The organism is Cellulomonas hominis (assembly GCF_014201095.1).
In the GTDB taxonomy this organism is placed as follows: domain Bacteria; phylum Actinomycetota; class Actinomycetes; order Actinomycetales; family Cellulomonadaceae; genus Cellulomonas; species Cellulomonas hominis.
Window position 1 is genome coordinate 3,892,732 of sequence record NZ_JACHDN010000001.1, and the last position, 14,691, is coordinate 3,907,422.

The window sequence follows — 14,691 nt, forward strand, 5'->3', positions numbered from 1 at the left end:
GCGTGCCCAGGCGGGTCGACCGGGACCAGCGGCGCGCGGAGATCGTCGACGCCGCGCTGCGCGTCGTCGCGCGCGAGGGGCTGGACGGGGCCACCACCCGCGCGATCGCGGACGAGGCGCGCTGCACGCTGAGCGTGCTCGCGCACTTCTTCGGCGGCAAGGAGGGGCTGCTGGTCGCCGCGCAGACCGAGGTGCTCGACCGGATCGTCCGGCGCGCCTTCCGGTCCTCGGGTGAGCTGATGGGCCTCGAGGCCCTCGCGGGCGCCCTGGACGCGGCGCTCCCGCTCGACGCGGAGCGGTCCGCCGACGCCGCGGCCAACGCCGCCTTCGCCGCGGCGGCCCTTGCGCACCCGGACCTGGCCGCCGCGCGCCGGAGCAGCCGCGCGGACATCCGCCGGGTGCTGGACGGCTGCCTCGCGGAGGCCCGCGAGGCGGCCGAGCTGCGCGACGGCGTCGACGACGGCGCGGTCGTCCAGGAGTTCTTCGTGCTCGCGGAGGGCGCCGCGCTGTCCGTGGGGCTGGACGGCGACGGCGACCCCGAGGTCACGGCACGGGTGCGGCGGCAGGCGGCGGAGTTCGTCGACCGGCTGCGGCGTCCCGGGCCCGCTGCTCCGCGCTGACCCCGAGCCACCAGGACCACGAGTCCTTCGGCGTGCGGGCCTGCGTCGCGCGGTCGACGTGCACCAGCCCGAACCGCTCCTCGAACCCGGCGGCCCACTCGACGTTGTCGAACGCCGACCACACGTAGGCGCCGCGGACGTCCACCCCCGCGGCCACCGCGTCGGCGACCGCGCCGAGGTGCGCGTCGAGGAACGCGACCCGGCGCGGGTCCGCCACCCGGCCGGTGACCGGGTCCGGGTCGGGGTCGCGGTAGGACGCGCCGAACTCGGTCACCACGACCGGCGGCAGGCCGGGGTACCGGTCGCGCAGCGCGACCAGCACCGCGGTCAGCGCCTCCGGGACGACGGCCCAGCCGAAGTCGGTCCGCTCCGCGCAGTCCACCGGCACGGGGGAGAACGGCAGCCCGTCCGGGACGTCGACCTCCATGACGCCGCGGTAGTCCTTGCCGGCCCGCGGCGCCTCGACGCGGGCGGGCTCGTAGTAGTTCACCCCGTACACGTCGAGCGGCGCGGCGATCACGGCGAGGTCGGCGTCCAGCGCGCCGCCGTGCACCGGGAGCAGCTCCTCGACGCCCTCGGGGTAGCGGCCCAGCAGGATCGGGTCGGAGTACGCCCAGTTGGTGACGACGCGGAACAGCTCGGCGGCGGCGACGTCCTCCGGGGCGTCCGACGCGGCCTCGACCGGGAAGTGCTGCTGGGCGATCCCGACGCGGTGCCCGGGTCCCGCGGCCCGCAGCACCGCCGTGCCGAGTCCGTGCGCGAGGAGCTGGTGGTGCCCCGCGGCGAGCGCACCCAGCCCGAGGCCGAGCGCCGGCGCGTGGTCCGTCAGCCCGTGGCCGTAGAGCGTGTGCACGTTGATCTCGTTGAGCGTGAGCCAGTCGTGCACCCGGTCGCCGAGCCGGTCGACCACGTGCCCCGCGTAGTCCGCGAACGCGTGCGCCGTCCGGCGGTCCAGCCACCCCCCGTCCGCCTGCAGGGCCAGCGGGAGGTCCCAGTGGTACAGCGTGGGCACCGGGCGGACGCCGGCGGCGAGCAGCGCGTCCACCAGCCGGTCGTAGAAGTCGAGCCCGGCGGGGTTCACCGGCCCGGTGCCGCCCGGGACGACCCGCGGCCAGGAGATCGAGAACCGGTAGTCGTCGAGCCCGGTGAGGAGCGCGGCGTCCTCGGCGTACCGGTGGTAGTGGTCGATCGCGACGCGGCCGGTGTCGCCGTTCCGGATCACGCCGGGGCGGGACGTGAACTCGTCCCAGATGCTCGGGCCCTTCCCGTCGGCGTCCCACGCGCCCTCCACCTGGTAGGCGGAGGTGGCGGCGCCGAAGCGGAATCCGGGCGGCAGGTCTCGGGGCACGGCGGGGTCCTTCCAGGGCGCGGGGGTCAGGTGGCGGGGAGTCACGGGGTGGGGGTCACGCCGCGTCGGCGCGGGCGTCGGCGGAGTCGGGCGCGTCGCGCAGGTGGCGGACGCCGACGAGCGCGGCGAGCGCGAGGGCGGCGGTCACGCCGTACAGCACGGGGTACCCGCCGGCGCGGGTGACCAGCGGCGCGGCGAGCACCGGCGCGAGCACCTGCGGCAGCGCGGAGGCCACGTTCCCGACGCCGAGCATGGTCGCCCGGGTGCGCGGGTCGGGCAGCACGGCGGTGAGCACGGCCAGGTCGACGGCCACGTACAGGCCCCAGCCGACGCCGACCAGCGCCGTCGCCGCCAGCACGACCGGCAGCACGGGGAACGCAGCGAGCAGCGTGGCCGCGGCCGCCAGCAGCACCGCGGACGCGGCGACGAACGGCCGGCGCCGGCCCCGGCGGTCCGAGGCGGCACCCGCGACGCCGGCCACCACGGCGGTGACGAGGGCGGTGATCGCGGTGAGCGCCAGGACCCAGGTGCCGGGGTGGTCCACCCCGACGCCGTCCTGCAGGTAGAAGTACAGGTAGAGCAGCACGAGCGCGTTGACGAGGTTGAGTGCGAGCCGCACGCCCCAGGCCCACGCGAACGGGACGGTGGGCCGGAGCCCGCGCAGCCCGTCCCGCGGGCTCTCGGGCGCCTGCGGGGAGCTGCCGGGCGCCTCGTGGTGCACGACGAGCAGCGCGGTCACCAGGCACGGCACGGCCACGGCCAGCGCGACGTACCCGAGCGGCCCCTCGCCCGCGGCCACGGCGACGGCGGTGCCCGCGACGACCCCGATCGTCTGCGCGATGCCGAACCAGGCGCCGACGGTCCCGCGCCGCCGCTCCGGGACGTGGTCCGCGAGCATGGCCGCCAGCGCGGCGAGCGGCCCGTTCAGGCCGACCTGCACGAGCAGCCACCCCGCGACCATCGCCGCCGGCGTGTCCGCGGCGGCGAGCACGAGCAGGCCCGCGACGCCGACGGCGGTGCCGGCGACCAGCACGGGCCGGCGCCGTCCCCACCGCGTGCGCAGCCGGTCGGACAGCGCGCCCCACAGCGGGTTGGCGACCATCGACGCGAACGCGCCGTACCCCGTCACGAGGGCCAGCAGCGCCTCCTTGCCGTCCGCCGCGATCCGGTCGGCCTGGGCGGGCAGCAGCACCTGGATCGGCCCGAACCACCCCGCGGCCACGCCCACCATCGCGAGGACGTACGCGACGAGCCACCCCCGGGTGGGTACGCGGGGCCCGGCGAGGACGGCCACGGCCGGCGCGCCCGGCGGGTTCGACTCCGGCATCGCGTCCTCCGCGTTTTGGTGTATCACCTGATCCAGAACGCAAGGTACTGCCTGCCCCGGTCCGCCGCCAGACCCCCGGCACGATCCGCGAGCCCGCGAGTTCGACGGGGCACGCCGGGCGGGGGCGCTCAGGGGCGGTGGGACACCAGGATCGCCGTGCCCGGGAGCAGGCGTCCGCGCAGGGGGCTCCAGCCGCCCCACGTCCGGTCGTGGCCCTCGGGCCACTCCGGCTCGACCAGCGCGTCCAGCACCAGCCCGGCGCCCACCAGGTCGGCCACGTGGTCGCCGAGGGTCCGGTGGTACTCGGCGTACAGCACCCGCCCGCGGTCGTCCGCCTCGACGTAGGGCCGCCGGTCGAAGTACGAGCGCTCCGCGGTGAGCCCGGGCGGCCCGGGGTCGTCGGGGAACGCCCACCGCACCGGGTGGGTCACCGAGCACACCCAGCGCCCGCCCGGCCGCAGCACCCGCGCCGCCTCGGCGTGCACCCGCCGCGCGTCCGGCACGAACGGGATGGCGCCGTAGGCGGTGAACACGACGTCGAACGAGGCGTCCGGGAACGGCAGCGTCCGGGCGTCGGCCTGCACGAGCGGCACGGCGACCGCCCGCCCGGCGACCGGCCCGGCCTCGCGCCCCGCGTCGGCGGCGCGCGCCCGGTCCACCGCCGCGGCCGCGCCGAGCATCCCGGCGGACACGTCGGTCGCCACCGCCAGCGCGCCGTGCGCGGCCAGCCAGCGCGAGCACTGCGCCGCGCCCGAGCCGACCTCGAGCACCCGCCGTCCGGCGACGTCGCCCAGCAGGTGCGCGTCGGCCTCCCGCAGGCCCTCGGGGCACCAGACGAAGTCGTCGTCCCCGAGGAAGGCGCCGTGCTCGTCGAGGTAGTCCCCGGCGTTCGCGTCCCACCAGCGCCGGCCGGCACCCTCGGCGGCCGCGGCGGGCACGTCGCGGTACCCCGCGGAGGCGAGCTGCGGGCCCGGCGCGTCGTCGGTCGTCACCCCCCGACGGTAGCCGTCCGGGACCTCCGGCTCACGGTGGGGCCCGGCGTGCCGATAGCCTGGTCAGGTCGCGCGACGGCGCCGCGGCCAACCCCCACCCTCGGATGAAGGAGACCTCAGCGTGCGAGTCGGACTGCTCACCGGTGGTGGCGACGTCCCCGGTCTGAACGCGGCGATCCGGGCGGTCGTCAAGCGGGGCGAGGGGGAGTACGGGCACTCCATCATCGGGTTCCGCAACGGCTGGCGCGGCGTGGTGGACGGCGACATCGTGCCGCTGACCCGCAACCACATCCGCAACGTGCTGCCCAGCGGCGGCACCCTCCTCGGCACGGCGCGGTACCACCCGCACGCGTCGAACGGCGGCATGGACGGCGTCCTGGCGACCCTGGAGGCCGAGCGGATCGAAGCGCTGATCTGCATCGGCGGCGACGGCACGCTGCACGCGGCGTCGAAGGTGGCCGAGGCGGGCGTCAAGATCGTCGCGATCCCCAAGACGATCGACAACGACGTCTGGGGCACCGACCGGTCCATCGGCTTCGAGACCGCGGTGGGCATCGCGACCGAGGCGATCGACCGGGTGCACACCACCGCCGAGTCGCACAACCGCGTGATGATCGTCGAGGTCATGGGGCGCAGCGCCGGCTGGATCGCCGTGACCGCCGGGATCGCCGGCGGCGCCGAGGTCGTGCTGGCCCCGGAGGAGCCGTTCGACATCGACAAGGTGATCAAGTTCCTCAAGCACCGGCACCGCGCGCACGCGAACTTCTCGATCGTCGTCGTCGCCGAGGGGGCCGTCCCGGCCGAGGGCACGTCGATGTCGTACGAGGCGCCGGTCGGTCAGTTCGGCGAGATCGTCGCGGGCGCGATCACCGCGCGGGTGAAGGCGGAGATCGAGGAGCGCACCGGGTTCGACACCCGCGTGACGGTGCTCGGCCACGTGCAGCGCGGCGGCAGCCCGGTCCCGGCGGACCGGATCCTCGGCAGCCGGTTCGGCGTCGCCGCGATCGACGCGCTGGCCCGGGGCGAGTCGAACGTCATGACGGCGCTGCGCGGCGAGGAGGTCGTGCTGGTCCCGCTGCCCGAGATCGCGGGCAAGGTGAAGCGCGTCCCGTCGGAGCTGCTCCGGGTGGCGCGCGCCCTGGCCTGACGGCTTTGACCCGCCGTCACCGGGGCCGGTAAGGTATTCGGCGGTGTGGCGTGCCCTGCGTGGGGCGCGCGGCACCGCCGAATCCCTGTTCGCACGACAACTGTCCGCATCGGAGCCCATCCCTACATGAGCATCTCCACCCCCGCCAAGCCCGGCACCCCGCAGGTCGCGGTCAACGACATCGGCACGGCCGAGGACTTCCTCGCCGCCGTCGACGCCACGATCAAGTACTTCAACGACGGCGACATCGTCGAGGGCACCATCGTCAAGGTCGACCGTGACGAGGTCCTGCTCGACATCGGCTACAAGACCGAGGGCGTCATCCCGTCCCGCGAGCTGTCCATCAAGCACGACGTGGACCCGGGCGAGGTCGTCAAGGTCGGTGACGAGGTCGAGGCCCTCGTCCTCCAGAAGGAGGACAAGGAGGGTCGTCTGATCCTGTCCAAGAAGCGCGCCCAGTACGAGCGCGCCTGGGGCACGATCGAGAAGATCAAGGAGGAGGACGGCGTCGTCACCGGCACCGTCATCGAGGTGGTCAAGGGTGGCCTCATCCTCGACATCGGCCTCCGCGGCTTCCTGCCGGCCTCCCTCGTCGAGATGCGCCGCGTCCGCGACCTCCAGCCGTACGTCGGCAAGGAGATCGAGGCGAAGATCATCGAGCTCGACAAGAACCGCAACAACGTGGTCTTGTCGCGCCGGGCGTGGCTCGAGCAGACGCAGTCCGAGGTCCGTTCCACCTTCCTGCAGACCCTGCAGAAGGGCCAGGTGCGCCCCGGTGTCGTGTCCTCGATCGTCAACTTCGGTGCGTTCGTCGACCTGGGCGGCGTGGACGGGCTCGTGCACGTCTCCGAGCTGTCCTGGAAGCACATCGACCACCCGTCCGAGGTCGTCGAGGTCGGCCAGGAGGTCACGGTCGAGGTCCTGGACGTCGACTTCGACCGCGAGCGGGTCTCGCTGTCGCTGAAGGCGACGCAGGAGGACCCGTGGCAGGCGTTCGCCCGGACGCACGCCATCGGCCAGGTCGTCCCCGGCAAGGTCACCAAGCTCGTCCCGTTCGGTGCGTTCGTGCGCGTCGAGGACGGCATCGAGGGCCTGGTGCACATCTCGGAGCTGGCCGTGCGCCACGTCGAGATCCCGGAGCAGGTCGTGCAGGTCGGCGACGACGTGTTCGTCAAGGTCATCGACATCGACCTGGAGCGCCGCCGCATCTCGCTGTCGCTCAAGCAGGCGAACGAGGGCTTCGACCCGACCTCGGAGGACTTCGACCCCGCGCTGTACGGCATGGCGGCCGAGTACGACGAGGAGGGGAACTACAAGTACCCCGAGGGCTTCGACCCGGCGACCAACGAGTGGCTCGAGGGCTTCGAGACCCAGCGCGAGGCCTGGGAGGCGCAGTACGCCAAGGCCCACGAGCGCTGGGAGGCGCACCGCAAGCAGGTCCTGGACGCCGTCCAGGCCGACGCGGAGGCCGCGTCCGAGGGTGCGTCCTCGTCGTCCTCCTCGTCGTCGAGCTCCTCCTACTCCTCGGCCCCGGCCCAGGAGGCGACCGGCACGCTGGCGTCGGACGAGGCGCTCGCCGCGCTCCGCGAGAAGCTCACCGGCAACTGAGCCGACCGGCCGGGCCTGCGCCCGGTCAGCGGTCCGACGGGCCGGCCACCTGCGGGTGGCCGGCCCGTCGGCGTCTCACCGGCCGGGACGCCCGTCCGGGCCGTGTCACCGGTGCGTGAGAGGATCGACGGCGCCGCTGATCCACCCCGTGAAAGGCCGAGCTGTGCCCGCGCGCTCCACCACGCCCCGTCCGGCCACCCTGACCGGGTCGGTGCTGCGGCGGTCCCTGCTGCTCATGGGCCGCGGGATCGCGTCGCAGCCGCGCACGTACGTCCTGGCCATCGGCACGTCCGCCGCGTTCGGCGCGCTGACGGTCGCCGTGAGCCGGGTGCTCGGCTGGGCGACCGACGACGTCGTGGTCCCGGCCATCGCCGGGGACGGCGTGGCGCGCGGGCGCATCTGGCTCGCGGGGGGCGTGCTCGCGCTGGTCGCGGTCTCGCTGGCCGCGGCGGTCGCCGGGCGGCGCATCTTCGCGGGCATGGGCGTGGCCGACCAGCAGGCCATGCACCGGCGCGCCGTGACCCGGCAGTACCTGCGGCTGCCGATGAGCTGGCACCGCCGGCACCCGACCGGGCAGCTGCTGTCGAACGCCTCGGCGGACGTCGAGGCCGCGACCGGCGTGTTCAACCCGCTGCCCTTCGCGCTCGGCGTCGTCGTGATGATCGCCGTGGCCGCGGTGGCGCTGCTGTCCACCGACGTGTGGCTCGCGCTGGCCGCCCTCGTGGTGCTGCCCGCCGCCGTCGTCGCGAACCTCGTGTTCCAGCGCCGGATGTCCCCGGCCGCGACCCGCGCGCAGCAGCTGCGCGCGGAGGTGGCGGACATCGCGCACGAGAGCTTCGAGGCCGCGCTGCTGGTGAAGTCGCTGGGCACCGAGGACCGCGAGGAGCGCCGGTTCGCCGAGCGCGCGGGCGCCCTCCGGGACGCGAACGTCCGCGTGGGCGTCGTGCGCGCCTACTTCGACCCGGTCATCGACATGCTGCCGAGCATCGGGACGCTGCTCGTGCTGCTGGTCGGCGTGTGGCGGGTGTCCGTCGGCGCGGTCGACACCGGCGACATCGTCGCGGCGGCCTACCTGCTCACCCTGATGGCGGTCCCGGTGCGGGCGTTCGGCTGGGTGCTGGGCGAGCTGCCGCGCGCGCTGGTCGGGCACGACCGGGTGGCGCGCGTCGTCGACGCCGAGGGCGAGCTCGCGGCGGGCGCGGTGCCGCTGACCCGCCGGCCCGGCGGCGCGGCGCTGCGGATGTCCGGCGTCGGCGTGCGGGTGCCCGGCCCGGACGGCGGACCGGTCGACCTGCTGCGGGACGTGGACCTCGACGTCGCGCCCGGCCGCGTGGTCGCGGTCGTCGGCCCGACGGGGGCGGGGAAGACGACGCTGGTGTCGCTCGTCCCGCGGCTCACCGACCCCACGACCGGGACCATCGCCGTCGACGGCACGGACGTGCGCGACCTCGTCCCCGGCGACCTGACCGGCCAGGTGGTCCTGGTCGGGCAGCAGACCTTCGTCTTCGAGGACACCGTGCGCGGCAACGTCACGCTGTGCGACGCCGACGACCCGGCCGCCCCCTCCGACGACGAGGTCTGGGCCGCGCTGCGGCTCGCCCGGGTGGACGGCGTGGTCCGGGAGCTGCCCGGCGGGCTGGACGCCCCGCTGGGCGAGCGCGGCTCGAACCTGTCCGGCGGGCAGCGGCAGCGCCTCGCGATCGCCCGGGCGCTCGTGCGCCGGCCGCGCCTGCTCGTGCTGGACGACGCCACGTCGGCGGTGGACCCGCGGGTGGAGCAGGGCATCCTCACCGGCCTGCGCGAGCACACGGGCGACGGCGGCACCGGCCCGACGGTGCTGCTGGTCGCGTACCGGATGTCCTCGGTGCTGCTGGCCGACGAGGTGGTGCACGTCGCGGGCGGCCGGGTGGTCGACCGCGGCACGCACGCGGAGCTGCTGGCCCGCGACCCCGGCTACCGGGAGCTCGCGACGGCCTACGAGCAGGAGTCGGAGCGCCGTGCCGCCCGCCGGGCCGAGGCCCTGGCCGCGGGGGAGTCCGCCGAGGAGGACGACGAGGACCGCGAGGCCGACGCGCTGGTGGCGGCCGAGCTGGACGAGGAGGAGGCGCGATGAGCGCGGCGGACCCGGCCGACCAGGCCGGCCTGGGCGGCGGCGCCGAGCCGCTCGGCGTCCTCGGCACCCTGCGCCGCGGCGTGCAGGTCTCCCCGCAGCTCGTGCAGGGCATCGGCCTGACCTTCCTGCTCGCCGTCGTCGCGGCGGCCGGCAAGGTCGTCGTGCCCGTGGCGGTGCAGCAGGTGATGGACACCGGCATCCTCGCGGACGGCGGCCCCGACGTGCGCCGGGTCGTCACGCTGGTGGGCGCCGCCGCCCTCGCGCTGGTCGCGGGCGGGCTGTGCTCCGCGCTGGTGAACGTGCGGCTGTTCCGGGCCTCCGAAGCCGGGCTCGCGGAGCTGCGGGTCCGGGCGTTCCGGCACGTGCACGACCTGTCCGTGCTCACGCAGAACACCGAGCGCCGCGGGTCCCTGGTCTCGCGCGTCACCTCGGACGTCGACACGATCTCGATGTTCGTGCAGTGGGGCGGCATCATGCTGCTGGTCTCGACGCTGCAGGTCGCCGTCGCGACGGTGCTCATGGCCGTCTACTCGTGGCAGCTCACGATCCTGGTGTGGCTGTGCTTCGGGCCCCTGGTCGTGGCGCTGCGGCCGCTGCAGAAGCGGGTGAACGCGGCCTACACCCGGGTGCGCGAGCGCGTCGGGGCGATGCTCGGCGCGGTGTCCGAGGCCGTCGTCGGCGCCGAGACGATCCGGGCGTACGGCGTGCAGCGCCGGGTGCAGCGGACCGTGGACGCCCGGATCGGCGCGACCCGGGACGCGATGGTGCACGCGCAGAACACCGTGTCGCTGGTGTTCTCCTCGGGCGTCCTGGTCGCGAACCTCGTGCTCGCGGTCGTCGTGGTCGCCGGGACGGCGCTGGGCGTGGCCGGCGAGCTCAGCGTCGGCCAGCTGCTGGCCTTCCTGTTCCTCGTGCAGCTGTTCACCGGCCCGGTGCAGCAGGCCACCGAGGTGCTCAACGAGCTGCAGAACGCCGTCGCCGGCTGGCGCCGGGTGCTGGGCATCATCGACACGCCCGTGCAGGTGGCCGACCCCGGCCCGCGCGGCGTGCCGTCGCCCCGCGGACCGGCGGCGGTCGAGCTGCGCGGCGTCGGCTTCGCCTACCCGGGCGGGCCGCCGGTGCTGCACGAGGTGGACCTGCACCTGCCGGCGGGCCGCTCGGTCGCCGTCGTGGGCGCCACCGGCTCCGGCAAGACGACGATCGCCAAGCTCATCACCCGCCTGATGGACCCGACGGACGGCTCGGTGCTGCTGGACGGCACCGACCTGCGCACGGTCAGCACCGAGCACCTGCGCCGGCGGGTCGTCATGGTGCCGCAGGAGGGGTTCCTGTTCGACGCCACGCTCGCGGAGAACCTGGTCTACGGCCTGCGCGGCGCCGACGGCACCGCCCCCGACCCGGACGCCGCGGAGCCGGAGCTGCGCGCGGCGCTGGCGGAGCTCGGGCTGTCGGACTGGGTCGCGGAGCTCCCGGCCGGCCTGGACACGCCGGTCGGCCAGCGCGGCGAGGCGCTGTCCGCGGGGGAGCGGCAGCTCGTCGCGCTCACCCGCGCGTACCTGGCGGACGCCGACCTGCTCGTCCTGGACGAGGCCACCTCCGCTGTCGACCCGGCGACCGAGGTGCGGATCGCCCGGGCGCTCGACTCGCTGACCACGGGCCGCAGCACGGTGACGATCGCGCACCGGCTGTCGACGGCGGAGGCGGCCGACCTGGTGGTGGTCGTGGACGCCGGGCGGGTCGTCGAGGTCGGCCCGCACGAGGACCTGGCCGGGCGCGACGGCGTGTACGCCGCGATGCACCGGGCGTGGGTGGCGCAGACGCGCTGACCGGCGTGGACGCGCCGGGCGGTCGCGCGGGGCGCCGTGGGAGGATCGGCGGGTGGCACAGCACTCCTCCGTCCCGTCCGTCCCCGTCCGCCCCTCGGCGCTCGACCCGGCCGTCGCGGCGCGCCTGTCCCGGGACGCCGCCGGCCTGGTCGCCGCGGTCGTGCAGCAGCACGACACCGGCGAGGTGCTCATGGTCGGCTGGATGGACGACGAGGCGGTGCACCGCACCCTGACCTCCGGCCGCGTGACGTTCTGGAGCCGGTCGCGGCAGGAGTACTGGCGCAAGGGCGACACGTCCGGGCACGCGCAGTACGTGAAGTCGGTCGCCCTCGACTGCGACGGCGACGCGCTGCTCGTGCGGGTCGACCAGGTCGGCGCGGCCTGCCACACGGGCACGCGCACCTGCTTCGAGGCCGGCGGCCCGCTGGACGCCGTCGTGGGCGAGCGCCCCTCGGCCACCGCGGGGGAGCAGCCGTGACCGCCGGGCCGGCGGCGCCCGCCGAGGCCCCCGTGGACGTGCCCTGGGGCGCGACCTGGCCCGCGCTGGACGAGTTCCGCGAGCGGGCCGCGACGCGCCGGGTGGTCCCGGTGGTCCGCCGCCTGCTCGCCGACGACACCACGCCGGTGGGCCTGTACCGCACCCTCGCGGCCGGCCGGGCGGGCACGTTCATCCTCGAGTCCGCCGAGCAGGACGGCACGTGGTCGCGCTGGTCGTTCGTCGGCGTGCGGTCGCGCGCGACCCTGAGCGTCCGCGACGGGCGCGCCGTGTGGACCGGCGACGTGCCGGCCGGCGTGCCGACGCAGGGCGACCCGCTGGCCGTGCTCGGCGAGACGCTCGAGGTGCTGCGCACGCCCGCCGTCCCGGGCCTGCCCCCGCTCACCGGCGGCCTGGTGGGCGCGCTCGGCTGGGACGTGGTCCGGCACTGGGAGCCCACGCTGCCCGCGGCCGCCCCCGACGAGCTCGGCGTGCCGGAGCTGACGCTCTGCCTCGCGACCGACCTCGCGGTGACCGACCACCGGGACGGCTCGGTGTGGCTCGTCGCCAACGCGATCAACTTCGACGGCACCGACGAGCGGGTGGACGAGGCGCACGCCGACGCGATGGCCCGCCTGGACGCGATGCAGGACGCCCTGCTCCGCCCCGCCGCCCCGGCAGCCGCCCTGCTCGTGGACGCCCCGGTGCCCGAGCTGGAGTTCCGGTCCACCGCCGCGGAGTACGAGGCCGCGGTCGCCACCGGCAAGGAGGCGATCCGCGACGGCGAGGTGTTCCAGGTCGTCCTGTCCCAGCGGCTCGACCTGGACTGCCCCGCGGACCCGCTCGACGTGTACCGGGTGCTGCGGACCATCAACCCGAGCCCGTACATGTACTACCTGCAGCTCCGGGACGCGGACGGCGGCGACTTCGCCGTCGTCGGCTCCAGCCCGGAGACGCTGGTCAAGGTCACCGAGGGCCACGTCACCACGTTCCCGATCGCCGGCTCCCGCCCGCGGGGCGCGACCCCCGAGGAGGACCGCGCGCTGCACGACGAGCTGCTCGCCGACCCGAAGGAGCGCGCGGAGCACCTCATGCTGGTGGACCTGGCCCGCAACGACCTGGTCAAGGTGTGCGAGCCCGCCACCGTCGAGGTCGTCGAGTTCATGGCGGTCCGCCGCTTCAGCCACATCATGCACATCTGCTCGACCGTGGTCGGCCGGCTGCGCGCCGGGGCGACGGCGCTCGGCGCCCTCACCGCGACGTTCCCCGCGGGCACCCTGTCCGGCGCCCCGAAGCCGCGGGCGATCGCGCTGATCGACGAGATCGAGCCGGCCCGGCGCGGCATCTACGGCGGGACCGTCGGGTACTTCGACCTGGCGGGGGACATGGACATGGCCATCGCCATCCGCACCGCCCTGATCCGGGGCGGCCGCGCGAGCGTGCAGGCGGGCGCCGGCATCGTCGCGGACTCGGTCCCTGCGGCGGAGTACCGCGAGTCCCGGGACAAGGCCGCCGCGGCGGTCCGGGCGGTGCAGGTGGCGTCGCGGCTGCGGCGGGCGGAGCGGTCGTGACCTCGGCGCCCGACACCGAGGCGCCCCGGAGCCCCCGCACCCCCCGGCGCGCCGGGTCGGTGCTCGCCCTGCTGCTCCTGTCCGGCCTGGTCGCGCTCACCACGCTGCCGACCTGGGTCACGGCCACCGCCGCCGGCGCGCAGGGCGAGCAGGTCGCCGTCACCGTCCGGGGCTCCGCCGCCGCGCCCGGCCTGGTCGCGGCGGCCCTCGTGCTGCTGGCCGCCGCCGGCGCGGTCGCGCTGGTCGGCCGGATCGGGCGCTGGGTGGTGGTCGGGGTCGTCGCCGCGGCGGGCGTGCTCGTCGTGGCCTCCGGCCTGGCCGCGTGGGGCGGGGCGGCCGCCGCCGCCGAGCGGGCCGCCGCGGACGCGACGGGCGTGTCCGGGGTCGTCGGCGAGGTCGCGGTCGGCCCGTGGCCGCTCGTCGCCGCCGGCCTCGGCGTGGTCGTGGTCGCGGCCGCCGTGCGCCTGGCCCTTGTCTCCGGCCGCTGGCCCGCCGCCTCGGACCGGCACGAGCGCGCGGGCGGGAGCGCGCCGCCCGCCGCCGCGGGCGGCGACGACGAGCGCAGCACCTGGGACGCGCTGTCCCGTGGGGACGACCCGACCTGAACCGTCCGCTAGGGTGACGACACGACGTCATGAAAGGTGTGCCCACGATGGTCGAGCAGTCGCTCCGTCCCCCCGGTGTCGTGTCGGGTGCCCAGCAGCAGCCCGGCACGGAGACCCTGCGTCTGCCCCCGTCGGCCCCGCCCACCAACCACGGCCACACCACCGCCGCGTGGACCACGACGATCATCGTGCTGGTCGGTTCGGTCGCCGGCGCGCTCGGCCTGATCTTCGGCCAGATGTGGCTGTTCTGGACCGGTATCGGCGTCGCGCTCGGCGGCGTCGTGGTCGGCAAGGTGCTGCAGGTCGCGGGCTTCGGCCAGGGCGGGCGGCACACGGTCGCGAAGGCCCGGCGCACCGGCGGCCACTGAGCGCCCGCGCGGACGGGCGACGCGCCCGGCCCCGGCTGGACGGCGGAACCCGGCTCCGGTAGACCTGGGGGGTTCCGGCACGCTCGCGAGCAGCGGCGACGCCGGGCAGAGACCCCGCACGGACCCACGACAGGAGCCCGCCGAGATGTCGACCCCGAACCAGCCGCAGGACCCGTACTCCGCCCCCGACGGCTCCGGCCAGGGCCAGCAGCCCGGCGGCCAGCAGCCCGGCGGCATCCCGCAGTACGGGCAGTACGCCGGCGGGGAGCCGGCGCCCCAGCCCTACGGCCAGCAGCCCTACGGGCAGCAGCAGCCGTACGGCCAGCCTGCCGGCTACGGCGGCTACTACCCGAAGAACAACCTCGCGGTGTGGTCGCTGGTGCTGGGCCTGGTGGGCCTGTTCGTCTGCGGGTTCGTCACCGGCATCGCCGGCATCGTCGTCGGCACGAAGGCCAAGCAGGCCGTGGCCCGCGGCGAGGCGAACAACGGCGGCATGGCGACGGCCGGCCTCGTGATCTCCTGGATCGCCACCGTCCTCACGGTCCTCGCGACGGTGTTCGTCATCATCGCGATCGTCTCGCTCGGCGGCTGGGACGCGTTCTGGGACGAGTACCAGAACAGCCTCAACGGCTACTGAGATGACCCCGGCCGCGCCGCCCGTCCGCGCCGCGCGTCCGAGCCGCCTCCGGGC

The 14,691-nt window shown here is 75.8% G+C and carries 13 protein-coding genes; 10 read left to right on the plus strand and 3 right to left on the minus strand.

All coding sequences use genetic code 11. The annotated features are described in order from the left end of the window. The first annotated feature begins 2 nt into the window (after positions 1–2). Positions 3–620 (plus strand): TetR/AcrR family transcriptional regulator, encoded by a 618-nt coding sequence (locus tag HNR08_RS18355; protein WP_146831787.1) that lies wholly within the window; start codon positions 3–5, stop codon positions 618–620. On the opposite strand, the gene HNR08_RS18360 is transcribed toward HNR08_RS18355, so the two are convergent. From HNR08_RS18360 to HNR08_RS18370, 3 genes are all read right to left on the minus strand, one after another. After that, positions 544–1,968, minus strand: coding sequence for a GH1 family beta-glucosidase (locus tag HNR08_RS18360; RefSeq protein ID WP_146831790.1), 1,425 nt, complete (start codon positions 1,966–1,968; stop codon positions 544–546). The genes HNR08_RS18355 and HNR08_RS18360 overlap by 77 nt on opposite strands. A gap of 55 nt (positions 1,969–2,023) precedes the next feature. After that, a complete protein-coding gene (locus tag HNR08_RS18365; protein WP_221286384.1) occupies positions 2,024–3,322 on the minus strand; it encodes an MFS transporter in 1,299 nt (432 codons plus the stop codon). 101 nt (positions 3,323–3,423) lie between these two features. Next, positions 3,424–4,287 (minus strand): class I SAM-dependent methyltransferase, encoded by an 864-nt coding sequence (locus HNR08_RS18370; protein ID WP_146831793.1) that lies wholly within the window; start codon positions 4,285–4,287, stop codon positions 3,424–3,426. Positions 4,288–4,408: 121 nt separating this feature from the next. On the opposite strand from HNR08_RS18370, the gene HNR08_RS18375 reads away from it, so the two are divergent. The 9 genes from HNR08_RS18375 (at position 4,409) to HNR08_RS18415 (ending at position 14,637) form a co-directional block, all read left to right on the plus strand. Then, positions 4,409–5,434, plus strand: a complete 1,026-nt coding sequence (locus HNR08_RS18375; RefSeq protein ID WP_146831796.1) for a 6-phosphofructokinase — start codon at positions 4,409–4,411, stop codon at positions 5,432–5,434. A gap of 126 nt (positions 5,435–5,560) precedes the next feature. After that, complete coding sequence (gene rpsA, locus HNR08_RS18380) at positions 5,561–7,042, plus strand: 30S ribosomal protein S1 (protein WP_146831799.1); 1,482 nt, start codon at positions 5,561–5,563, stop codon at positions 7,040–7,042. Between the two features lie 235 nt (positions 7,043–7,277). Next, on the plus strand, positions 7,278–9,155 hold the full coding sequence (locus HNR08_RS18385; RefSeq protein WP_146832077.1) for an ABC transporter ATP-binding protein: 1,878 nt from the start codon (positions 7,278–7,280) through the stop codon (positions 9,153–9,155). Further along, positions 9,152–10,981, plus strand: coding sequence for an ABC transporter ATP-binding protein (locus tag HNR08_RS18390; RefSeq protein ID WP_146831803.1), 1,830 nt, complete (start codon positions 9,152–9,154; stop codon positions 10,979–10,981). Before HNR08_RS18385 ends, HNR08_RS18390 begins: the two co-directional genes overlap by 4 nt. 52 nt (positions 10,982–11,033) lie before the next feature. After that, positions 11,034–11,459: a phosphoribosyl-AMP cyclohydrolase gene (hisI, locus tag HNR08_RS18395; RefSeq protein WP_146831806.1), complete on the plus strand. Its 426-nt coding sequence runs from the start codon at positions 11,034–11,036 to the stop codon at positions 11,457–11,459. Beyond that, positions 11,456–13,027 (plus strand): anthranilate synthase component I, encoded by a 1,572-nt coding sequence (locus tag HNR08_RS18400; RefSeq protein WP_146831809.1) that lies wholly within the window; start codon positions 11,456–11,458, stop codon positions 13,025–13,027. The genes hisI and HNR08_RS18400 overlap by 4 nt, the downstream gene beginning before the upstream one ends. Next, positions 13,024–13,632, plus strand: a complete 609-nt coding sequence (locus HNR08_RS18405; protein ID WP_146831813.1) for a Trp biosynthesis-associated membrane protein — start codon at positions 13,024–13,026, stop codon at positions 13,630–13,632. The genes HNR08_RS18400 and HNR08_RS18405 overlap by 4 nt, the downstream gene beginning before the upstream one ends. Positions 13,633–13,679: 47 nt before the next feature. After that, the gene (locus tag HNR08_RS18410) at positions 13,680–14,000 is read left to right on the plus strand and encodes an HGxxPAAW family protein (RefSeq protein ID WP_146831816.1); all 321 of its coding nucleotides are present in this window, start codon (positions 13,680–13,682) and stop codon (positions 13,998–14,000) included. 145 nt (positions 14,001–14,145) lie between these two features. Continuing rightward, positions 14,146–14,637 carry a DUF4190 domain-containing protein gene (locus HNR08_RS18415; protein ID WP_146831819.1) on the plus strand — a complete coding sequence of 164 codons (492 nt, stop codon included), beginning with the start codon at positions 14,146–14,148 and terminating at the stop codon, positions 14,635–14,637. Positions 14,638–14,691 lie beyond the last annotated feature (54 nt).